The following is a 19,607-nucleotide window of genomic DNA, read 5'->3' on the forward strand; positions in this document are numbered from 1 at the left end:
TCCTAGACGCTGACCCGCTTGGCGGCGAGTCGTTCGTTGTTGGGCCAGCGGACCTTGGAGGCCCAGCCGAACTTCTCGAAGGCCCAGATGACGCGGGCCGAGATGTCGATCTGGCCCTTGAGCACGCCGTGGCGGGCGCAGGTGGGGTCGGCGTGGTGCAGGTTGTGCCAGGACTCGCCGAAGGACGGGATGGCCAGCCACCACACGTTGCGGGAGCGGTCGCGCACCTCGAAGTTCTCCTCGCCGATGGTGTGGCAGATGGAGTTGATCGACCAGGTGACGTGGTGCAGCAGCGCGACGCGGACCAGGCTGGCCCAGAAGAAGGCGGTGAACGCGCCCCACCAGGACATGGTGACCAGGCCGCCGATGAGCGCCGGGGCGCCCAGGGAGAAGAGCACGATCGGCCCGAACAGCTTGTCGACCAGGACGATGTCCTTGTCCTTGAGCAGGTCGGGCGCGAAGCGGCGCGGCGAGGTCTTCTTGTCGTCCAGGTACATCCACGCCATGTGCGCGTAGTACAGGCCCTTGGCGACCGACTTCCAGTCGTCGCCGAAGCGCCACGGCGAGTGCGGGTCGCCCTCGGCGTCGGCGTACTTGTGGTGGCGGCGGTGGTCGGCCACCCACTTGATGACGCTGCCCTCGATGGCCAGCGAACCGGCGACCGCGAGCGCGATGCGCAGCGGGCGCTTGGCCTTGAACGAGCCGTGCGTGAAGTGGCGGTGGAAGCCGACCGTGATGCCCAGGCCGCTGATCAGGTAGAAGACCGAGGCGATGGCGATGTCGGTCAGGGACAGGCCCCAGCCCCAGAAGAAGGGCAGCGAGGCCAGCAGGGCGATCAGCGGCACGAACACGAACGCGAAGACCGTGTACCGCTCGGCCTTGCCGCGCAGCTCGGGCTCGTACTCGGGGATCGCCTCGCGCTTGGGCTCTGTCTTCTCGGTCGGTAGCTCGGGAGCAGCGGTCATGGTTCTTCCTCGCTGTCGGGCAGTCGGTCGTCGTCACGGTCAGGACGGCGTCCGTGCGGCACCGAAGTGACCGCCGCGACGACCCAACCTATTCCTACGTAACCGTAACCTACGATGCCGTAGGTTTGGCAAGCCCTCCGTGAAAGGCGCTATGTTGGTGGCTGGCGCACGGGTGGCGTGGTCCACCCCGCGCGTTCCCGGATGATGTAATCGGCAGCATGTGGGGTTTTGGTCCCCATCGTCCAGGTTCGAGCCCTGGTCCGGGAGCCCTTCCGGCGTCCTCACGCGCACCCGCGCGGTTCCCCGCGCGCCGCGCGTCCCCGTGGATACGGACATACCCATCCGGAGCGGTGCATCTCACACCGGGCCTCCGGAAACCGCCGCCACAGGCGCGGCACGGCCAACCGCCGCTCACCCCCGCGTCACGCGCCCGTGGGGCGCCGGTGACGCACATGTATCCTTCCCATGTCGGCCGCTGGTCATCCGACGGCCGCCCGTGCGGCATGCGGGTCGCGCCGCCGAGGGGTGAGCCGACATCTCAGCCACCAGCTACCACGAGGGACTCCTCAGTGAGCGTGAACCGTCCGGCTGCCGTCATCGTCCTCGCGGCGGGCGAGGGCACCCGAATGAAGTCGAAGCTTCCCAAGGTCCTCCACGAGCTCAACGGCCGCAGCATGCTCGGCCACGTGCTCGCGGCGGCGCGGGAACTCGACCCCCAGCACGCGGTCGTGGTCGTCGGCCACGCGCGTGAGCAGGTCAGATCCCATCTGGAGGAGATCGCCCCCCGGGCCGCCACCGCGGTCCAGGAGGAGCAGAACGGCACCGGCCACGCCGTGCGCATGGCGATCGAGGACCTGGCCGCCAAGGGCGTCAAGCTCAGCGGCACCGTGGTCCTGACCTGCGGCGACACCCCCCTCCTGCGCGGTTCCACGCTCGCGGAGCTCGTCGCGGCCCACGACGAGGAGGGCAACGCCGTCACGGTGCTCTCCGCGCGCGTACCCGACCCCCGCGGTTACGGCCGCATCGTCCGCGACGCCGACGGCGACTTCACCGGCATCGTCGAGCACGCCGACGCCACCCCCGAGCAGCACGCGATCGACGAGATCAACTCGGGCATGTACGCCTTCGACGGCGCCCTGCTGTCCGAGGTCGTCCAGCGCCTGTCCACCGACAACGCCAAGGGCGAGGAGTACGTGACCGACGCGGTCTCCCTGCTGCGCGGCGACGGCCACCGGGTCGGCGCCTGGGCGGCGGACGACTGGCACGAGGTCCAGGGCGTCAACAACCGCGTCCAGCTCTCCGAGGCCCGCCGCGTCCTCAACGACCGGCTGGTCAACGAGCACATGCTCGCCGGGGTCACCGTCGTGGACCCCGCCACCACCTGGGTGGACGCCCAGGTCACCATCGGCCGCGACACCGTGATCGAACCGGGTACCCGGCTGCTGGGCGCCACCTCCGTCGGCGAGGACGCCGTGGTCGGCCCCCGCGCGGACCTGAGGGACACGGTCGTCGGCGCGGGCGCCACCGTGCGCGAGACCACGGCGGACCGGGCCGAGATCGGCCCCGGGGCCTCCGTCGGCCCCTACACCTACCTGCGGCCGGGCACCCGCCTGGCCGAGCGGTCCAAGGCCGGAGCCTTCGTCGAGGTCAAGAACTCGAACGTCGGCGCCGAGTCCAAGATCCCGCACCTGACCTACGTGGGCGACGCGGACATCGGCGTGGGCAGCAACATCGGCTGCTCCTCGGTGTTCGTCAACTACGACGGGGTCAACAAGTCCCGGAGCGTCATCGGCGACCACGTCAGGATCGGCAGCGACAACACCATCGTCGCCCCGGTCCGCGTGGGCGACGGCGCCTACTCCGGGGCGGGGACCGTGGTCCGCGACGACGTGCCGCCCGGTGCCCTCGCCGTTTCCGAGGGGCACCGCCAGCGCAACGTCGAGGGCTGGACCCGGCGCAAGCGCCCGGGCACGCCCTCCGCCGAGGCGGCGGAGCAGGCCGATCGGCGCAGAGCCGACGACAAGCAGTGACTGTGGGGGAGAAACACGTGACCGGGATGAAGGCCACCGGCCAGAAGAACCTGATGCTCTTCTCGGGGCGCACGCACCCGAGCCTGGCCGAGGAGGTCGCGAAGGAACTGGGGATCGACGTGGTCCCCACCCGGTTCGACACCTTCGCCAACGGTGAGATCTTCGTCCGCTACCTGGAGTCGGTGCGCGGCTCGGACGCGTTCGTCATCCAGTGCCACTCCGACCCGATCAACGAGTCCATCATGGAGCAGCTGATCATGGTGGACGCGCTCAAGCGCGCGTCCGCCAAGAGGATCACCGTGGTGACCCCGTTCTTCGGCTACGCCCGGCAGGACAAGAAGCACCGCGGCCGCGAGCCCATCTCGGCCCGCCTCATGACCGACCTGTTCCGTACCGCGGGCGCGGACCGGATGATGGCCGTCGACCTGCACACGGACCAGATCCAGGGCTTCTTCGACGGCCCGGTGGACCACCTGTTCGCGCTGCCGATACTGGCCGACCACATCGCCGGCCGGGTCGACCAGTCCGAGATCACCGTGGTGTCCCCGGACGCGGGCCGGGTGCGCACCGCCGACCGCTGGGCGGACCGCCTGGGCGCCCCGCTGGCGATCATCCACAAGCGCCGCGACCCGGACGTGGCGAACCAGGTCCGGGTGCACGAGGTCGTCGGTGAGGTCAAGGGCCGCGTCTGCGTGCTGGTGGACGACATGATCGACACCGGCGGCACCATCGTCAAGGCCTCCGAGGCCCTGTTCGAGCAGGGCGCGGCCAAGGTCCTGGTGGCCGCCACCCACGGCGTGCTGTCCGGTCCGGCCGCCGAGCGCCTCCAGAACTCGCGGATCTCCGAGGTGGTCATCACCAACTCGCTGCCCGTTCCGGAGGAGCGCTCCTTCGAGAAGCTGACCCAGCTCTCGATCGCGCCGCTGGTGGCCCGCGCCATCAGCGAGGTCTTCACCGACGGCTCGGTCACGAGCCTGTTCGAGTAGACGTCGGGGGACGCGCGTCCCCCGCCCGGGGACCTCCCGCGGCCGCCCCGCCGGGCCGCCGCGGGAGGTCTCCGTCGTTCGCGGTCCGCTTCCGGGGCCGCCTGCGGCGGACAGGGCGCGGTCCGGGGCGGGGCGCAGACGTCCTCCAGCGCGCTGACCGGTGCCTTCCGGGTCCGGATGGGCCCGGACCGTGTCCCCGGGCGCCGACGGCCGTCTGGAGGGCCGGGGCCGCGTCCGCCGCCGGGCGGCCCCCGCGTGCGTCCGCGCGGAGGCCGCCCGGCCGGCGGGTTTCTCTGGGGGCTTGTCCGGACCGGGGAGGGAATCGCGGGCCATGTTCGGAGTCGTCGGCGAAGCCATTAGACTTGACCGAGTGTCCCCGTGCCCAGGCGGAGCCCTAAGAAGGCTGCGTTCGGAAGGCGGGCAGGGGTGCGCGACGAGCGTTCCCGGGCCGGGCGGGTCCGGTGACGGCTCGCCGGGCACGCCTGGAACCAGGGCGGTCGCGTCCCTGCCTGAGGGCAGTCCCCGCCGCATTCCCCGCCGAGGGCGGGAATCGTTCGTGCTACTGGAGCCGTGTTCCCCGTTCTGCGGGGTTGAACCCGAGGAGTTTTGTCGTGTCCGAGGTACGTATCGCTGCCGAGCCCCGCACGGAATTCGGCAAGGGCGCCTCTCGTCGCGCCCGCCGCGCGGGTAAGGTGCCGGCCGTCCTCTACGGCCACGGCACCGAGCCCCGCCACCTGAACCTGCCGGGCCACGAGCTCATGCTCGCCCTGAAGACCCCCAACGTCCTGATCCGCCTCGACGGCCTGGACAAGGACAACCTCGCCCTGCCCAAGAGCGTGCAGCGCGACGCCATCAAGGGCTTCCTGGAGCACATCGACCTGCTGGTCGTCTCCAAGGGCGAGAAGGTCGAGGTCGAGATCCCGGTCAACCTGATCGGTGAGGTCAAGGCCCCGGGTGTGCTCACCCAGGAGCTCGTCACCGTGGCCGTCGAGGCCGAGGCCACCCACATCCCCGAGGGCGTCGAGTTCGTCATCGAGGACCTGGAGATCGGCGCCGCGCCGACCGCCGCCGACGTCAAGCTGCCCTCCGGCGTCGCCCTGGTCACCGACCCCGAGGCCATCCTGCTCACCGTCTCCGCCCCGCGCGTGGAGGAGGAGCCGGAGACCAGCGAGGAGGCCGCCCAGGCCGCCGAGGGCGAGGGCGACGAGGCCGCCCAGGAGACCGCCGCCGAGTAGGCGGTCACAGGCCACACACGGCGACGCGCGGTCTCCCGACGGGGGCCGCGCGTCCGTCGTGTCAGCCGCCGTCCCGGTAGGGTCGTGCCCCATGGGCAACTGGTGGGGCAGGCTGTTCGGCGGCAGGGGCTCCGGCGCGCGCGGCGCCGGGGACGCAAGCGTCGGCGGAGAGAACGAGGACATGGCCGATACCGAGCGCTGGCTCGTCGTGGGGCTGGGCAATCCCGGGCCCAAGTACGCCGGGAACAGGCACAACGCCGGTTTCCTGGTGGTGGAGGCGCTCGCGGGCGGCGAGCGCTGGAAGGCGCACAAGGCGCACGCCGAGGTGGTGGAGACCCGTCTGGACGGCGTCCCCGTGGTGCTGGCCAAGCCGCGCAGCTTCATGAACCTGTCGGGCGGCCCGGTCTCCGGCCTGGCCCGCTTCTACAAGGTCCCGGTCGAGCGGATCGTCGTGGTGCACGACGAGATGGACATCGACTTCGGCGCGCTCAAGCTCAAGAAGGGCGGCGGCCCGGGCGGGCACAACGGCCTGAAGTCGATGACCTCGTCCCTGTCCAGCCCGGACTACATCCGCGTGCGCTTCGGGGTGGGCCGCCCCCCCGGCCGGATGGACCCGGCCGCGTACGTGCTCAAGGACTTCTCCTCCACCGAGCGGGCCGAACTCGACCTCAACGTCGAACGCGCGGCCGACGCGGTGCGCACGGTGCTCACCGAGGGTCTGGGCCGGGCGCAGAACATCTACCACACCGCCGCCTGACCCCCGGGGGGCGGGCGGCGGCGCCGCGCCCGTCGGCGCGGGAACGCCGCCGACGGGCGCGGTACCCGGCTACCGGCCGCGGCCCGGCCCGCCGTCCCCGGCCTCCCGCAGGAGCGACCTCAGGGTGTAGTAGGCGGGCTTGCGGTCGAAGTCGCCGTCCATGACGGTCGCGGCTCCCTCGCCCTCGAAGAACACCGGCACCCACGAGTACTGGTCGGTGAAGCCCCAGATGGTGAAGGAGTCGCAGCCCTCCACCGCCAGGCAGGCCTCCAGCGCCCGGCCGTAGTAGTCGGCCTGCCGTTCCAGCTGCTCCCCGGTCGGCTCCCCGCCCTCGGGCACCGCCATGCGCACGTCCACCTCGGTCAGCGCCGTGCCCAGGCCGAGGTCGTCGAAGCGCCGGAGGTTCTCCTCCAGCCCGGACGGGAAGCCGTACCGCATGCTCAGGTGCACCTGGGCGGAGAACCCGTGCACCGGCACGCCGTCCGCCAGCAGCTCCTGGACCAGCGCGTAATAGGCGTCGCTCTTGGCGTTGACGTCCTCGACGCCGTAGTCGTTGAAGTACAGCTCCGCCGAGGGGTCGGCCTCGTGCGCCCAGCGGAAGGCGTCGGCGACGATCCCCGGTCCCAGCTCGCGGATCCAGATGTTGTCCTCGGTGCGCAGCCCACCCGACTCGTCGAAGATCTCGTTGGCCACGTCCCACTGCGAGATCCTGCCCTCGTAGCGGCCGACGACGGTGGTGATGTGGTCGTGCAGGATCTCGCGCAGCTCCTCGTCGGTGAAGTCCCCCTCCTCCAGCCAGGCCGGGTTCTGGCTGTGCCACAGCAGGGTGTGCCCGCGCACGTCCTGGCCGTGGCGCTCGGCGAAGTCCACGATTCTGTCGGCCATCCCGAACGCGTACTCGCCCCGCTCGGGGTGGACGTACTCCCACTTCATCTGGTTCTCGGGGGAGACCGAGCTGAACTCCCGGGCCAGGATCCGGCGGTAGCGCCGGTCCGAGGTGAAGGGGTCGGGGTAGTCCTGGTCCACGTGGTGCCCGCCGCCCGCGACGGCGGTGCCGATGACCAGGCCGTCGGGCGCGGCCCAGCGCAGCGTGCCCGGTTTCGCGTCGTGCCGGTGGTGGTGCGGCGGCCGGTGGCCGCCGCCGTGGTCGTGCCCGGGGGCGGCGGCCGCGGGGGAGGCCAGGGGGACCGCCAGCGCCGTCGCGGCGAGGACGGCGGTGACGAGGCGGAGCGGCTTCATGGGGGATCTCCGATCTGGCGACCGACAGAACTTCCGGAAAGTTCCGTAACATATGAAGGTCAATGGACCCTAGGTCGTCGCCGGGCGCAGCGTCAAGATCCCGTCTCGGCGCTGTCGCCCCGCCAGCTGTGCTCGTACTCTGGGTGAGCACGAAGGAGGACCATGTCCGACACCCCGTCCCGAGACGTCACGATCTCCGCCATCGCCGAGGAGGCGGGCGTCTCCGCGCCGACGGTCTCGCGCGTGCTCAACGGCCGGGGCGACGTCGCCCCCGCCACGCGCGAGCGCGTGGAGAGCCTGATCCGCGCCCACGGCTACCGGCGCCGCGGGGGCCGGCCCCGGGAGCGCGTCGGCCTGCTCGACCTCGTCTTCAACGACCTGGACAGCCCGTGGGCCGTCGAGATCATCCGCGGGGTCGAGGACGCCGCGCACGAGAGCGGGACCGGCATCGTGGTGTCGGCCATCCACCGCCGGGTCAGCTCCACCCGCCAGTGGCTGGAGAACGTGCGCTCGCGCGCCACCGACGGGGCGATCCTCGTGACCACGGACCTGGACCCCGAGCTGCGCGAGGAGCTGCGGGAGCTCCACGTGCCCGCCGTGGTCGTGGACCCGGTCGGAGTCCCGGACCTGGACACGCCCACGGTCGGCGTCACCAACTGGGCCGGGGGCCTCAGCGCGACAGAGCACCTGATCCACCTCGGCCACCGGCGCATCGCCTTCGTCGCCGGGCGCCCCGAGCTGTGGTGCAGCCGGGCCCGGCTCGACGGCTACCGGGCGGGCCTGGAGACGGCGGGGCTCGCGGTCGACGACGAGCTGGTCGTGCCGGGCGAGTTCGGCTACGAGTCCGGCTTCCGGGCGGGGGAGCGGCTGTTCGACCTCGCCGAGCCGCCCACGGCCGTGTTCGCGGCCAGCGACCAGATGGCGCTGGGCGTCTACGAGGCGCTGCGCCGCCGCGGCCTGCGGGTGCCCGCCGACGTCAGCGTGGTCGGCTTCGACGACCTGCCCGAGGCGCGCTGGTCCTCGCCGTCCCTGACCACCGTGCGCCAGCCGCTGTCGGACATGGGCAGGCTCGCGGTGCGCACCGTTCACCGCCTGGTGCAGCGCGAGACCATCGAGAGCCCGCGGGTCGAGCTGGCCACCGAACTCGTCGTGCGCGACAGCACCGCCCCGCCTCCGTGAGGGATGCGGAAGAGGGGTGTCGGCGTTGACACCCCGGTGCGGCGCTCCTTAGGCTGATTTCACCGGAATATTCCGGAAATCCCCCAGGCTCCGCGTCAAGGAGACCAGCGTGACCACCACTCCCCGGGGAAAGACCGCGTCCCCCGCCCGCGCCCGGCGGGGCCTGGCCGTCGCCATGGCCGGCACACTGCTCCTGCTCGGCGGCTGGAACGCCACCGGCGCCGCCGCCGAGCCGGAGCCCGAGGCCGCGGACTGGGTCGGCACCTGGGCGGCCGCGCCCACCGCCGCGCCCGCCACGGCCACCCCGGTCCTGCGCGACGAGACCGTCCGGCAGGTCGTGCGCACCAGCGTCGGCGGCGACCGGCTGCGCCTGCGCCTGACCAACGAGTTCGGGGAGAGCGCCCTGCGCGTGGGCCGGGTGCACGTGGCCCTGCGCGCGGGCGCCTCGGGCACCGACATCGACCCGGCCACCGACCGCACCGTCACCTTCGGCGGCCGTACGTCGGTGACCGTCCCGGCGGGCGCCCCCCTGGTCAGCGACCCGGTGCCGCTGGAACTGCCCGCCCGCTCCGACCTGGTCGTGAGCATCCACCTGCCGGAGGAGACGCCGGTCACCACCCTGCACGCCTCCTCCTTCCAGGAGAACGCGGTGGCCGCGGGCGACGTCACCGGCGACACGTCCGTCGAGGCGACCCGCACGCTCACCCAGTGGCACTTCCTGTCGGGGGTCAGCGTGCGGTCGCGCACACGGCTCGCCGACGCGGTCGTGGCCCTGGGCGACTCCATCACCGACGGCTCCGAGACCGAGGTCAACGCCAACCACCGGTGGCCGGACCTGCTCGCCCGGCGTCTGCCGCACACCGGCGTGCTCAACTCCGGGATCGGGGGCAACCGTCTGCTCCACGACCCCAACCCGCCCGAGGGCGGCGACGCCGAGGACTTCGCGGCCTTCTTCGGGCAGAGCGCCCTGCGCCGCTTCGACCGGGACGTGCTGGCGCAGCCGGGCGCGGGCCACGTCATCGTCCTGCTGGGGGTCAACGACCTGGGCCACCCCGGGACCGTGGCACCGGTGTCGGAGACCGTCACGGCCGAGGAGGTCATCGGCGCCCACCGCCAGATCATCGCCCGCGCCCGCGCGGCCGGGCTGCGGGTCTACGGGGGCACCATCCTGCCGTTCTGGGGCGACACCCTCGGGTTCCACACCGAGGAGAACGAGGCCAAGCGCCAGGCGGTCAACGCGTGGATCCGCACGAGCGGGGAGTACGACGCGGTCATCGACTTCGACGAGGCGACGCGAGACCCGGACGACCCGCGGAGCCTGCTGCCCGCCTACGACAGCGGCGACGGCCTGCACCCCAACGACGCCGGTATGGCCGCCATGGCCGACGCCGTGCCGACCCGGCTCTTCCGCCCGGATCGGGAGGGCTAAGGTCTGTTTTTTGAACCGGTCTCAGCTTGTGGGCGCCCGAACACGGCCCGAAGCGGAGCGGAGGTCCAAAAAGACACTGCCTAGCCGGGCCGGGAGGGGAGGGGCGGCCCGCGACCGGCCCCGGGGCTGCCGGGACGCGGGCCGCTTCCGTGTCCGGTGTCCGCCTCAGCCGCGCACCAGGCGCCAGAAGGCCAGCGCGGCCTCCTCCGGCGCGGCGGTCCCGTCCGGGCCGTCCGCCTCCGAGGCCTCCCCCACACCGACCCAGTCGGCGATCACGCCGACCAGCGCCCCCGCCAGGTAGGCGGCGTGCGTGCGCACCGGTACGTCGTCGAACCCGGGCGGCCGCGCCCCCCGCGCGAACCGTGCGGCCAGCTCCTCGGCGAGCCGTCCCCGCAGCCGGTTCGTGAAGCGGGCGCTGCCGTGGTCCGACAGCACCCGGCGGTAGAGCACCGCGCTGTCCGCGACGTGGCCGAACAGTTCCACCAGTGGCCGCGGAACCCGGTCGCGGGGCGCGTCCAGCGGGCACAGCGCCGCGCAGCGCGCCACGTGCGCGACGGCGCTCTCCATGGCGTCGGCGACCAGCGCGTCCAGGTCGGCGTAGTGCTGGTAGACGGTCGCGCGGTTGACCCCGGCCCGCCTGGCCACGGTGGAGACCGTGACCGCCCCGGACGGGCTCTCCGCGGTCAGGGTCAGCAGGGCGGTGCGCAGGCGCTCGCGGGTGCGCTGGACACGGGGGTCGTCGGGGTTCACGGAGGCAGTGTACGACACCTGTATCTCAGAAACACCTGTTGTTTAAGCAACGGGCGTCGTTTATGTTGTTCCCATGAGGATCGAGATCTGGGCCGACACGGTCTGCCCCTGGACGTACATCGGCAAGCGGCGCCTGGAGCGGGCGCTCGCCGGGCTCGACGGCGCGCTTCGCGAAAGGGCCGAGGTGGTCTGGCGCCCCTACCGGATCGACCCCGCCGCCCCGGCCGCGGCCGAGCCCCTGGACCCCCTGCTGCGCGACCCCCGCGCGGACACCGCCCTGCGGGCCTGCGCGCCCGGCCTCACTCCGGGACAGAACCGCGTCCGGGTGGCCGAGGCCGCCGCGGCCGAGGGGCTCGGTCCCCGGTGGGGCGCGGCGTGGAGGGTCAGCAGCCACGACTCCCACCGTCTCTTGGCCCTGGCACTGGGGACCGGGGGCCCCGGACTCCAGGGCGCCGTCGCCGAGGGCGTCCTTCGCGCCCACTTCACCGGGGCCGGGGACATCGGTTCCGCCGGGACGCTGGACCGCGTCGCCCGCGAGGCGGGGTTCCCCGACGGCGGACGCCTCCTGATCGCGGGCTCCGGGGAGGAGGAGGTCCGCGAACTCCTCCTGCGGGGCAGGGCCGTGGGCGTGCGCACCTCCCCGACCCTGGTGGTCAACGGCAGGGCCCTGGAGGGCGCCCGGCACCCCGACGCCATTCGCGACTTCCTGGCCGCGGCCGCCGGGCACGCCCCGCGCCGACTCCCCGAGGAGGTCGAGCGCTTCCGCCAGGCGGAGTCCCTGCTGGACCGGGGAGACCCCCTCGGCGCGCTCGCCCTGCTCCGGCCGATGCTCGGCGAGCACGCCGCCGACCGGAACGTGTGCCTGCTCGCCGCGCGCGCCTACTACCGCTCGGCTCAGCTGGGCCGCGCCCGCCGCACTCTGGAGGAGATGGTGGCGCGGAGTCCGGACGACGCGTACGCGCGCCTGCTCCTGGGCCGCACGCTCCAGCGCCGGGGCGAGCGGGAGCTGGCCGGACCGCACCTGCGCCTGGCCGGCGCCATGGCGCCCGAGTACGTCTGACCCGGTGCGCGTGCCGTCCGCGCAGCCCGGGTTTCGGCTGCGCCCCCCGCGCGGTCACCGGCGTCCCGATCAGGTCACCTCCGCGTGACCGCACGGATCTCGGCACAGACACATTCCTGTGTTGAACAGGCCTTCTTACCCAACAAGCCGCAACACTGCGCGACTTTTCCACTACTTTTGGTTAATGTTCGGGGCGTTGGTCTCCGCGCCCGACGCACCTGCCCCGCTCACGTTCTCAGAGTGCTCTCCCATGGCGCGCGGAGCGATGCCGTGTGAGCTGCAAGAGTCGTGGGTCTTGGGGGAGTGTACGTGGTCACAACCAGCCGGACGGATACCGTCCGCGAACAGTCGGCGCGGATCGTGGTCGGCCCCGGAGCCCCCGGAGACCCAGGCACTCCAGGAATCCCCGCCGCGGCGGGCGCCCCCGGGCGGCGCGCGGCGGTCGCCCCCGGCGGCGGGAGCAGCGGCGCCTGGGTGCGCCCCTACGTCGTGAGCCTGGTCGGCCTGGACCTGGCCGCCGCGATGACGGCCACCCTCAGCGGCACGGCGGTCCGCTTCCCCTCCGCCCTCGGAGCGGCCACCACCCTGCCCTACCTGGCACTCTCCCTCCTGCTGCCCCCCGCGTGGATCCTCTTCGTCTACCTGGGCGGCGGCTACGCCCGCCGCTTCCTGGGCGTGGGCACGGAGGAGTACCGCCGCGTCGCCACGGCCGGGATCGCCCTCGCCGCCACCGTCGCCGTCGGCGCCTACGCCCTGCGCTTCGACCTCGCCCGCGGCTACGCGCTCGTCACCCTGCCGCTCATCCTCCTGCTCACCCTCGGCATGAGGTACGCGCGCCGCAAGGCCCTGCACCGGCGCCGCGGCTCGGGCCAGTGCATGAGCCGGGTCGTCGTCGTCGGCTACCGCGTGGCCGTCCGCGACCTGGTCCGCCGCTTCCGCGGCGAGGTCTACCACGGCATGCGCGTGGTGGGCGTGTGCCTGCCCCGGGAGGAGGCCGCCTCCGGTCCGGGCGCCGACGAGGTGGAGGGCTGTCCGGTCCTGGGCACCTTCACCGGCGCGGCCGAGGCCGCCGCCCTGGCCGGGGCCGACACCGTCGCGGTCCTGGCCTGCCCGGAGATGGACGGGGCCGAGCTGCGCCGCCTGGCCTGGCGGCTGGAGGAGACCGGCACCGACCTCATCGTCGCCTCCGCGCTCATGGACGTGGCCGGGCCGCGCACCTCCATCCGGCCGGTCGCGGGGCTGCCCCTGCTGCACGTGGAGCACCCCGAACTCGTGGGCGCGCGCCGCGTACTCAAGGGTGCCTTCGACCGCTGCGCCGCCGCCCTGGCGCTGGTGCTGCTGTCGCCGTTGTTCCTGGCGCTGTGCGTCCTGGTCCGGGCCGAGGGCGGCGGTCCCGCCCTCTTCACCCAGACGCGCGTGGGCAGGGGCGGGGGCGAGTTCACCGTCTACAAGTTCCGTACGATGGTGGTGGGGGCCGAGGCGTTGAAGGCGATGCTCCAGCCCCGCAACGAGCACGAGGGCGTGCTGTTCAAGATGCGCCGCGACCCCAGGGTGACGGCCGTGGGGGCCTGGCTGCGACGGTACTCGCTCGACGAGCTCCCCCAGCTCGTCAACGTGGTCCGGGGGGAGATGTCGCTCGTCGGCCCGAGGCCGCCGCTTCCGGAGGAGGTCGCCCGCTACGGTGACGACGTCCGCCGCAGATTGGTGGTCAAGCCGGGTATGACGGGTCTGTGGCAGGTGAGCGGCCGCTCCGACCTCTCCTGGGAGGAATCGGTCCGCCTCGACCTGCGGTACGTGGAAAACTGGTCGCTGACACTGGACGTCCAGATCTTGTGGAAGACGTGGTCAGCGGTGATCCGTGGGGCGGGAGCATACTAGCCGGTGAAGAACATCCGAAACGATCATGAGGTGGCCCGCGACCTGGCCAGCGAGGCGGGGCAGCTGCTGCTGCGCCTGCGCGCCCGGCACGGTTTCGACGAGCCCGACGTCCTGCGCACCCTGGGGGACCGAACCTCACACGAGTTCCTGTTCTCCGCGCTGGGACGGCTGCGGCCCAGCGACGCCGTCCTCTCCGAGGAGGGCGCCGACGACCCCGCGCGGCTCAACGCGCGCCGGGTGTGGATCATCGACCCCCTCGACGGCACGCGCGAGTTCGCCGAGGCCGGGCGCACCGACTGGGCCGTGCACGTGGCGCTGTGGGAGAACGGCGACCTGGTCGCGGGCGCCGTGGCGCTGCCCGCCCAGGGCAGCACCCTGTCCACGGTCGACCCGCCCTGGCTGCCCGAGGAGCGCCCCTCGGACCAGCGGCTGCGCATCACCGCCAGCCGGACCCGGCCCCCGGCCTTCGTCCAGCGGATGGCCACCCAGTTGGGCGCCGAGGTGGTCCCGATGGGCTCCGCGGGCGCCAAGATCTGCGCGGTGCTGCTCGGTATCGCCGACATCTACGTGCACGCGGGCGGCCAGTACGAGTGGGACAGCGCCGCCCCGGTGGCGGTGGCACGGGCCTCGGGTCTGCACACCTCGCGCATCGACGGTTCCCCGCTGCGGTACAACACGGCGGACCCGCTGCTGCCGGATGTCCTTGTATGCCGATCGGAATTGTCGGGTATGTTGTTGGCAAGCATCCGCGACGGCGCGGACCTGGACAGCGCGGGTCCGCACGCGGGGGGCTGATAGGACGACCCCTCCGCCGTCGGCCCTGTCGGTATTTCTAAGGCGGATTCATGGGTCAGGCGAGTCAGCAGGCCGGACGCTACCAGCTCTCCCAGCTGGACGTCCTGGAGGCCGAAGCCATCTTCATCATGCGCGAGGTGGCCGCGGAGTTCGAGCGGCCGGTGCTGCTCTTCTCCGGCGGCAAGGACTCCATCGTGATGCTGCGCCTGGCCGAGAAGGCGTTCTGGCCCGGCGCCGTCCCGTTCCCCGTCATGCACGTGGACACCGGCCACAACTTCGACGAGGTCATCGAGTTCCGCGACCGCCGGGTCGCCGAGGCGGGTGTCCGCCTGGTCGTGGCCTCGGTGCAGGAGCAGATCGACGCGGGCAAGGTCTCCGAGCCCACCGGCCGCTGGGCCAGCCGCAACCGCCTCCAGACCTCGGCGCTGCTGGAGGCCATCGAGGAGAACGGCTTCGACGCCGCCTTCGGCGGCGCGCGACGCGACGAGGAGAAGGCCCGTGCCAAGGAACGGGTCTTCTCCTTCCGCGACGAGTTCGGCCAGTGGGACCCCAAGAACCAGCGCCCCGAGCTGTGGAGCGTGTTCAACACCCGCATCGAGCGGGGCGAGCACATCCGGGTCTTCCCGATCTCCAACTGGACCGAGCTGGACGTGTGGGCCTACATCAAGCGGGAGCGGCTGGAGCTGCCCTCGATCTACTTCGCCCACGAGCGCGAGGTCTTCGAGCGCGACGGCATCCTGCTGTCGAACTCGCCCATCATCAACCGCGACGAGACCGAGGTCCCGTTCACCGAGACCGTCCGCTACCGCACCGTCGGCGACCTCACCTGCACCGGGGCGGTCAAGTCCACGGCCGTGGAGATCGACGACATCATCGCCGAGATCGCCGCGACCCGGGTGACCGAGCGGGGGCAGACGCGGGCGGACGACCGCACCAGCGAGGCCGCCATGGAGGACCGCAAGCGCGAGGGCTACTTCTAGCGCGACCGCCGGGAGGGCCCGGGGCCCGTCCCGTCCGCCGTCATCCCGAACCCGTGGCGGGGTTCGGGCGTCGGCCGGGGCGCGGACCAGGACCCCGCGCACCACACCGGCGACGTCCGGGCCGGCCCAGCGGCACCCGCGCCGGAACCCGTTCCCCGCAGACCACACACTCCGCATTGGACCAGGCAAGCATGAGCAACGACATCCTGCGGTTCGCGACGGCGGGTTCCGTCGACGACGGCAAGAGCACCCTGATCGGCCGACTGCTGTTCGACTCCAAGTCCATCTTCGAGGACCAGCTCGACGCGGTGGAGCGCACCAGCGCCGCGCGCGGCGAGGAGCAGACCAACCTGGCGCTGCTCACCGACGGCCTGCGCGCGGAGCGCGAGCAGGGCATCACCATCGACGTGGCGTACCGCTACTTCGCCACCCCCAAGCGCACCTTCATCATCGCGGACACCCCCGGGCACATCCAGTACACCCGGAACATGGTCACCGGCGCCTCCACGGCCGACCTCGCCATCATCCTGGTGGACGCGCGCAAGGGCCTCCAGGAGCAGAGCCGCCGCCACGCCTTCCTCACCACCCTGCTCCAGGTGCCCCACCTGGTGCTGGCGGTCAACAAGATGGACCTGGTGGACTACTCCCAGGACCGCTTCGAAGAGATCAGGGCCGAGTTCGCCGACTTCGCCACCAAGCTGGACGTGTGCGACCTGACCTTCGTGCCGATCTCGGCCCTGAACGGCGACAACGTGGTGAGCCGCTCGGAGAACATGCCCTGGTACACCGGGCCCTCCCTGCTCCACCACCTGGAGAACGTGCACATCGCCTCCGACCGCAACCTCATCGACGCGCGCTTCCCCGTGCAGTACGTGATCCGGCCGCACCGGTCGGCCGACCCCGAACTGCACGACTACCGGGGCTACGCGGGCCAGCTCGCGGGCGGCGTCCTCAAGCCGGGCGACGAGGTCACCCACCTGCCGTCCGGGCTGAACACGCGGATCGCCAGGATCGTCACCGCCGACGGCGACGTCACCGAGGCCTACTCGCCGATGTCGGTCACCCTCCTGCTGGAGGACGAGATCGACATCTCCCGGGGCGACATGATCTGCCGCCCCAACAACGCCCCCGCGGTCACACAGGACCTGGAGGCGATGGTGTGCTGGATGACGGACGCGCGCAAGCTCACGCCGCGCTCCAAGCTCATCCTCAAGCACACCACCCGCACCGCCAAGGTCGTGGTCAAGGACCTGCGCTACCGGCTGGACGTCAACACGCTGCACCGCGACGAGCAGGCCGACCACCTCTCGCTCAACGAGATCGGCCGGGTGCGGCTGCGCTCCACCCAGCCCCTGTTCGTGGACGAGTACGCCAAGAACCGCCAGACGGGCGGGTTCATCCTCATCGACGAGTCCACCAACACCACGGTCGGCGCGGGGATGGTCGTCAAGACCGACTGACCCGGGGCCGGGGCGCCGGACCCCCGGAAAGTGGAAGGGGGGCCGCCCGCCGGGGCGGCCCCCCTTCCACGTGTTCCGCCACCGTGCAGGGAGGACCGGAGGGGCGCGGGCGCGGCTGGTCCGGAGGAGTCGGAAAGGGCGCCTTCGGGTGGGCCGCCCGGGTCCGCGACCGTGTTATCCGAGAAATCTGATTTGGTTCTCGGATTCTTACGAAATGGTTTCCCGTGGTCAACTGCATGTTTCTCGCTAAGGACTCCGAGGGTGGCCGAAAGGTCTGTCCGAAAAATGTTTGACCACTACAGGCGAGTGTTTTCGTGCCTCCTTCCCGCGGTGCCCGCGCCCCCGGTTACTGCAAGACAGTGCGTCCCGAAGGCGGCCGAGAGGTACTTGGACGCAAAAAAATTCGCCCTCCAACCCTGGAGCGGAGAGCGAAGTCTGGTTATGGTGGCAAAGCGCAGCGAACCTGGAATCGCTTGGCTACTCTAGGTTATTAGACGCTGTGCGCCTCCCATTGCCGTCCCCCTCAAAGGAGAATACGAGTGCACAGGCACACCACCAGGAGAACGGTGCTCGGCCTCGCCGCGGCCGGCGCCCTCTCCGTCCCCCTGGCCCTGTCGGGCGCCGTCTCGGCCGGCGCCGACGAGCTCGCCCCCCTCCACACCGTCGGTTCCTCGGCCACGGGCGACTACTTCGTCGTCCTGGAGGACGCGCTCAGCGCCGCCTCCGTCACCCCCTCGTCCCTCGGCATCTCCTCCGACCAGGTCAACCACACCTACGACGAGGTCGTCAACGGCTACTCGGCCAGCCTGAGCGCGCAGGAGGTGCGCGAACTGCGCGGACAGTCGGGCGTCGCCTACGTCGAGGAGGTCGGCGTCGCGCACACCACCGTCACGTGGGGCCAGGACCGCATCGACCAGGAGGACCTGCCCCTGGACGGCTCCTACGGCACCACCGGCGACGGGGCCGGGGTCTCCGCCTACATCATCGACAGCGGCATCGACGCCTCGCACCCCGACTTCGGCGGTCGCGCGTCCTCCGCCTTCGACGCCTACGGCGGCGACGGCGGCGACGGAAACGGCCACGGGACCCACGTCGCGGGCACCATCGGCTCCGCCACGTACGGCGTCGCCCCCGCCGCCGACCTCTTCGGCGTCAAGGTGCTCGACGACAACGGCTCGGGCTCCTACGACGACGTCATCGCCGGTATCGACTGGGTGGCCGCCAACGCCGGACCCAACGCGGTGGCCAACATGTCCCTGGGCGGGCCCGCCTCCCCGACCCTGGACGAGGCCGTCAACGGCCTGGCCGCGTCCGGTGTGTTCGTCGCGGTCGCGGCGGGCAACGAGGGCCAGGACGCGGGCAACACCTCCCCGGGCGGCGCCGAGGGCGTGACCACGGTCGGTGCCTCCGACGCGACCGACGCCGCGGCCTACTTCTCCAACCACGGCCCGTCCGTCGACATCTACGCGCCCGGCGTGGACGTGGAGTCCACCGTCCCCGGCGGAGTGACCGACTCCTATGACGGCACCTCGATGGCCAGCCCGCACGTCGCCGGGGCCGCCGCCCTGTACAAGAGCGTGAACGGCGACGACGACCAGGCCACCATCCAGGACTGGCTCGTCTCCAACGCCGGCGTGGACAAGCTCAGCGGCGTTCCGTCGGGGACGGTCAACCTGCTGCTCAACGTCCAGGGCCTCTGACCCGGGGGGTTGTGGAGACCCCGCTCGTCCACAGCCCGCTCCGCGGCCGCCGCGCGAGTAGCAGACGAAGAACCGGTCGGCCCCGGTCCGGAGGAGAGCTCCCCCGGACCGGGGCCGCCGCGCGTCCGGGTCCCGGTCCCCGGCCCGGGCACGCGGCCGTCACTTGGGGGTCCTCGACGGTGACCGAAAGTAATAGCCTGGTGGGGTGGACGATGGTTATCGACTGGTGTTCGTCGGTGGAATGGGCCGCTCCGGCTCGACCCTGATCGAGCGGCTCCTCGGCGAACTGCCCGGGTTCTGTTCGGTCGGCGAGGTCGTGCACCTGTGGCGGCGCGGACTGGTGGAGGACGAGCTGTGCGGCTGCGGCCGCCCGTTCTCCGGCTGCGGCTTCTGGTCCGACGTGGGCAAGGAGGCCTTCGGCGGCTGGGACCGCCTGGACACCGGGGAGGTGCTGCGGCTCAAGGACCGGGTAGACCGCACCCGCTTCCTGCCGGTGCTGCTCAACGGAGCCCACCAGGGGCTGCTCGCCTCGCGCTGCGACCGCTACACCGAGCTCTACCACCGCCTGTACTCGGCGGTGTCCCTGGTCAGCGGCGCCCACGTCATCGTGGACGCCAGCAAGCACGCCTCCCTGGCCGCCTGCCTGCGCTGGCGCTACGGCGCCCGGATGCGCCTGCTGCACGTGGTGCGCGACCCGCGTGCGGTGGCCCACTCCTGGGCCAGGCGCGTGGCGCGCCCGGACGCCTCCCCCGACAGCAGCGAGCCGGAGATGGCCCGCTACTCGGCCGGACGGGCGTCGGTGCAGTGGATGGCCCAGAACTCCTCCTTCGACGCCCTGGCCCGGCGCGGCGTCCCGACCCTGCGCGTGCGCTACGAGGACTTCGTCGCCGACCCCGGGGGCGAGTTCGCCCGGATCGCGGAGTTCGCGGGGTACGCGGGCACCCCGCCGGACGCGGCGCGGGGCGGCTTCGAGCTGTCGGAGGGGCACGCCGTGTCGGGCAACCCGATGCGCTTCACGGCCGGGCGGGTCGGGGTCCGCGCCGACCACGGGTGGAGTGAGGCGATGCCCGCCTGGCGGCGGCGCCTGGTGGCCGCCGTGACGGCTCCGTCCCGGGGGCGTTACGGCTACTGAAGTCCGTTTTGCCACTTCAAGGACTGTTGTTC

General features: G+C 72.1%; 16 protein-coding genes. 13 read left to right on the forward strand and 3 right to left on the reverse strand.

The genetic code is table 11. The features are described 5' to 3' along the window. Positions 1–2: 2 nt before the first annotated feature. Complete coding sequence (locus KGD83_RS05275; protein ID WP_212642787.1) at positions 3–965, reverse strand: acyl-CoA desaturase; 963 nt, start codon at positions 963–965, stop codon at positions 3–5. A gap of 569 nt (positions 966–1,534) precedes the next feature. Between KGD83_RS05275 and glmU the strand changes: the two genes are divergently transcribed. The 4 genes from glmU (at position 1,535) to pth (ending at position 5,973) form a co-directional block, all read left to right on the forward strand. Next, on the forward strand, positions 1,535–2,995 hold the full coding sequence (gene glmU / locus KGD83_RS05280) for a bifunctional UDP-N-acetylglucosamine diphosphorylase/glucosamine-1-phosphate N-acetyltransferase GlmU (protein WP_212642788.1): 1,461 nt from the start codon (positions 1,535–1,537) through the stop codon (positions 2,993–2,995). A gap of 17 nt (positions 2,996–3,012) precedes the next feature. Continuing rightward, positions 3,013–3,981, forward strand: coding sequence for a ribose-phosphate diphosphokinase (locus KGD83_RS05285; protein WP_013154993.1), 969 nt, complete (start codon positions 3,013–3,015; stop codon positions 3,979–3,981). 611 nt (positions 3,982–4,592) lie between these two features. Next, positions 4,593–5,216, forward strand: coding sequence for a 50S ribosomal protein L25/general stress protein Ctc (locus tag KGD83_RS05290; protein ID WP_212642789.1), 624 nt, complete (start codon positions 4,593–4,595; stop codon positions 5,214–5,216). A 91-nt stretch (positions 5,217–5,307) separates the two neighbouring features. Continuing rightward, positions 5,308–5,973, forward strand: a complete 666-nt coding sequence (gene pth / locus KGD83_RS05295) for an aminoacyl-tRNA hydrolase (RefSeq protein ID WP_212642790.1) — start codon at positions 5,308–5,310, stop codon at positions 5,971–5,973. A gap of 69 nt (positions 5,974–6,042) precedes the next feature. Here pth and KGD83_RS05300 read toward each other — a convergent pair whose 3' ends face one another. Continuing rightward, the gene (locus KGD83_RS05300) at positions 6,043–7,212 is read right to left on the reverse strand and encodes an endo-1,4-beta-xylanase (RefSeq protein WP_212642791.1); all 1,170 of its coding nucleotides are present in this window, start codon (positions 7,210–7,212) and stop codon (positions 6,043–6,045) included. Positions 7,213–7,374: 162 nt separating this feature from the next. Here KGD83_RS05300 and KGD83_RS05305 point away from each other — a divergent pair, with 162 nt between their 5' ends. After that, a complete protein-coding gene (locus KGD83_RS05305) occupies positions 7,375–8,391 on the forward strand; it encodes a LacI family DNA-binding transcriptional regulator (RefSeq protein ID WP_212642792.1) in 1,017 nt (338 codons plus the stop codon). 109 nt (positions 8,392–8,500) lie between these two features. Further along, positions 8,501–9,820 (forward strand): SGNH/GDSL hydrolase family protein, encoded by a 1,320-nt coding sequence (locus tag KGD83_RS05310; RefSeq protein WP_249352162.1) that lies wholly within the window; start codon positions 8,501–8,503, stop codon positions 9,818–9,820. A 165-nt stretch (positions 9,821–9,985) separates the two neighbouring features. Here the strand turns inward: KGD83_RS05310 and KGD83_RS05315 are convergent, their stop codons facing one another. Next, positions 9,986–10,570 (reverse strand): TetR/AcrR family transcriptional regulator, encoded by a 585-nt coding sequence (locus tag KGD83_RS05315; protein WP_212642793.1) that lies wholly within the window; start codon positions 10,568–10,570, stop codon positions 9,986–9,988. Positions 10,571–10,643: 73 nt separating this feature from the next. On the opposite strand from KGD83_RS05315, the gene KGD83_RS05320 reads away from it, so the two are divergent. The 7 genes from KGD83_RS05320 to KGD83_RS05350 all read left to right on the forward strand — a co-directional run bounded on the left by KGD83_RS05320 (position 10,644) and on the right by KGD83_RS05350 (position 19,575). Continuing rightward, complete coding sequence (locus tag KGD83_RS05320; protein WP_212642794.1) at positions 10,644–11,630, forward strand: DsbA family protein; 987 nt, start codon at positions 10,644–10,646, stop codon at positions 11,628–11,630. 309 nt (positions 11,631–11,939) lie between these two features. Further along, positions 11,940–13,508 (forward strand): sugar transferase, encoded by a 1,569-nt coding sequence (locus KGD83_RS05325; protein ID WP_212642795.1) that lies wholly within the window; start codon positions 11,940–11,942, stop codon positions 13,506–13,508. A 3-nt stretch (positions 13,509–13,511) separates the two neighbouring features. After that, entirely contained in the window at positions 13,512–14,303 is a 792-nt protein-coding gene (locus KGD83_RS05330; RefSeq protein WP_026338425.1) for a 3'(2'),5'-bisphosphate nucleotidase CysQ, read from the forward strand. Between the two features lie 50 nt (positions 14,304–14,353). Further along, positions 14,354–15,283: a sulfate adenylyltransferase subunit CysD gene (gene cysD / locus KGD83_RS05335; protein WP_013154983.1), complete on the forward strand. Its 930-nt coding sequence runs from the start codon at positions 14,354–14,356 to the stop codon at positions 15,281–15,283. 176 nt (positions 15,284–15,459) lie between these two features. Further along, entirely contained in the window at positions 15,460–16,743 is a 1,284-nt protein-coding gene (cysN, locus tag KGD83_RS05340) for a sulfate adenylyltransferase subunit CysN (protein WP_275956947.1), read from the forward strand. A gap of 539 nt (positions 16,744–17,282) precedes the next feature. Beyond that, positions 17,283–18,443, forward strand: a complete 1,161-nt coding sequence (locus tag KGD83_RS05345) for a S8 family peptidase (RefSeq protein WP_249352164.1) — start codon at positions 17,283–17,285, stop codon at positions 18,441–18,443. Between the two features lie 241 nt (positions 18,444–18,684). Beyond that, positions 18,685–19,575 carry a sulfotransferase gene (locus KGD83_RS05350; protein ID WP_212644277.1) on the forward strand — a complete coding sequence of 297 codons (891 nt, stop codon included), beginning with the start codon at positions 18,685–18,687 and terminating at the stop codon, positions 19,573–19,575. Positions 19,576–19,607: the final 32 nt, after the last annotated feature.

Origin of the sequence: Nocardiopsis akebiae (genome assembly GCF_018316795.1) — a bacterium.
GTDB lineage: Bacteria > Actinomycetota > Actinomycetes > Streptosporangiales > Streptosporangiaceae > Nocardiopsis > Nocardiopsis dassonvillei.

Coding starts and splice junctions, on each gene's coding strand:
- KGD83_RS05275 (WP_212642787.1), bottom strand. CDS start 965: ATGACCGCTGCTCCCGAGCTACCGACCGAGAAGACAGAGCCCAAGCGC.
- pth (WP_212642790.1), top strand. CDS start 5,308: ATGGGCAACTGGTGGGGCAGGCTGTTCGGCGGCAGGGGCTCCGGCGCG.
- KGD83_RS05300 (WP_212642791.1), bottom strand. CDS start 7,212: ATGAAGCCGCTCCGCCTCGTCACCGCCGTCCTCGCCGCGACGGCGCTG.
- KGD83_RS05305 (WP_212642792.1), top strand. CDS start 7,375: ATGTCCGACACCCCGTCCCGAGACGTCACGATCTCCGCCATCGCCGAG.
- KGD83_RS05320 (WP_212642794.1), top strand. CDS start 10,644: ATGAGGATCGAGATCTGGGCCGACACGGTCTGCCCCTGGACGTACATC.
- cysD (WP_013154983.1), top strand. CDS start 14,354: ATGGGTCAGGCGAGTCAGCAGGCCGGACGCTACCAGCTCTCCCAGCTG.
- KGD83_RS05350 (WP_212644277.1), top strand. CDS start 18,685: ATGGGCCGCTCCGGCTCGACCCTGATCGAGCGGCTCCTCGGCGAACTG.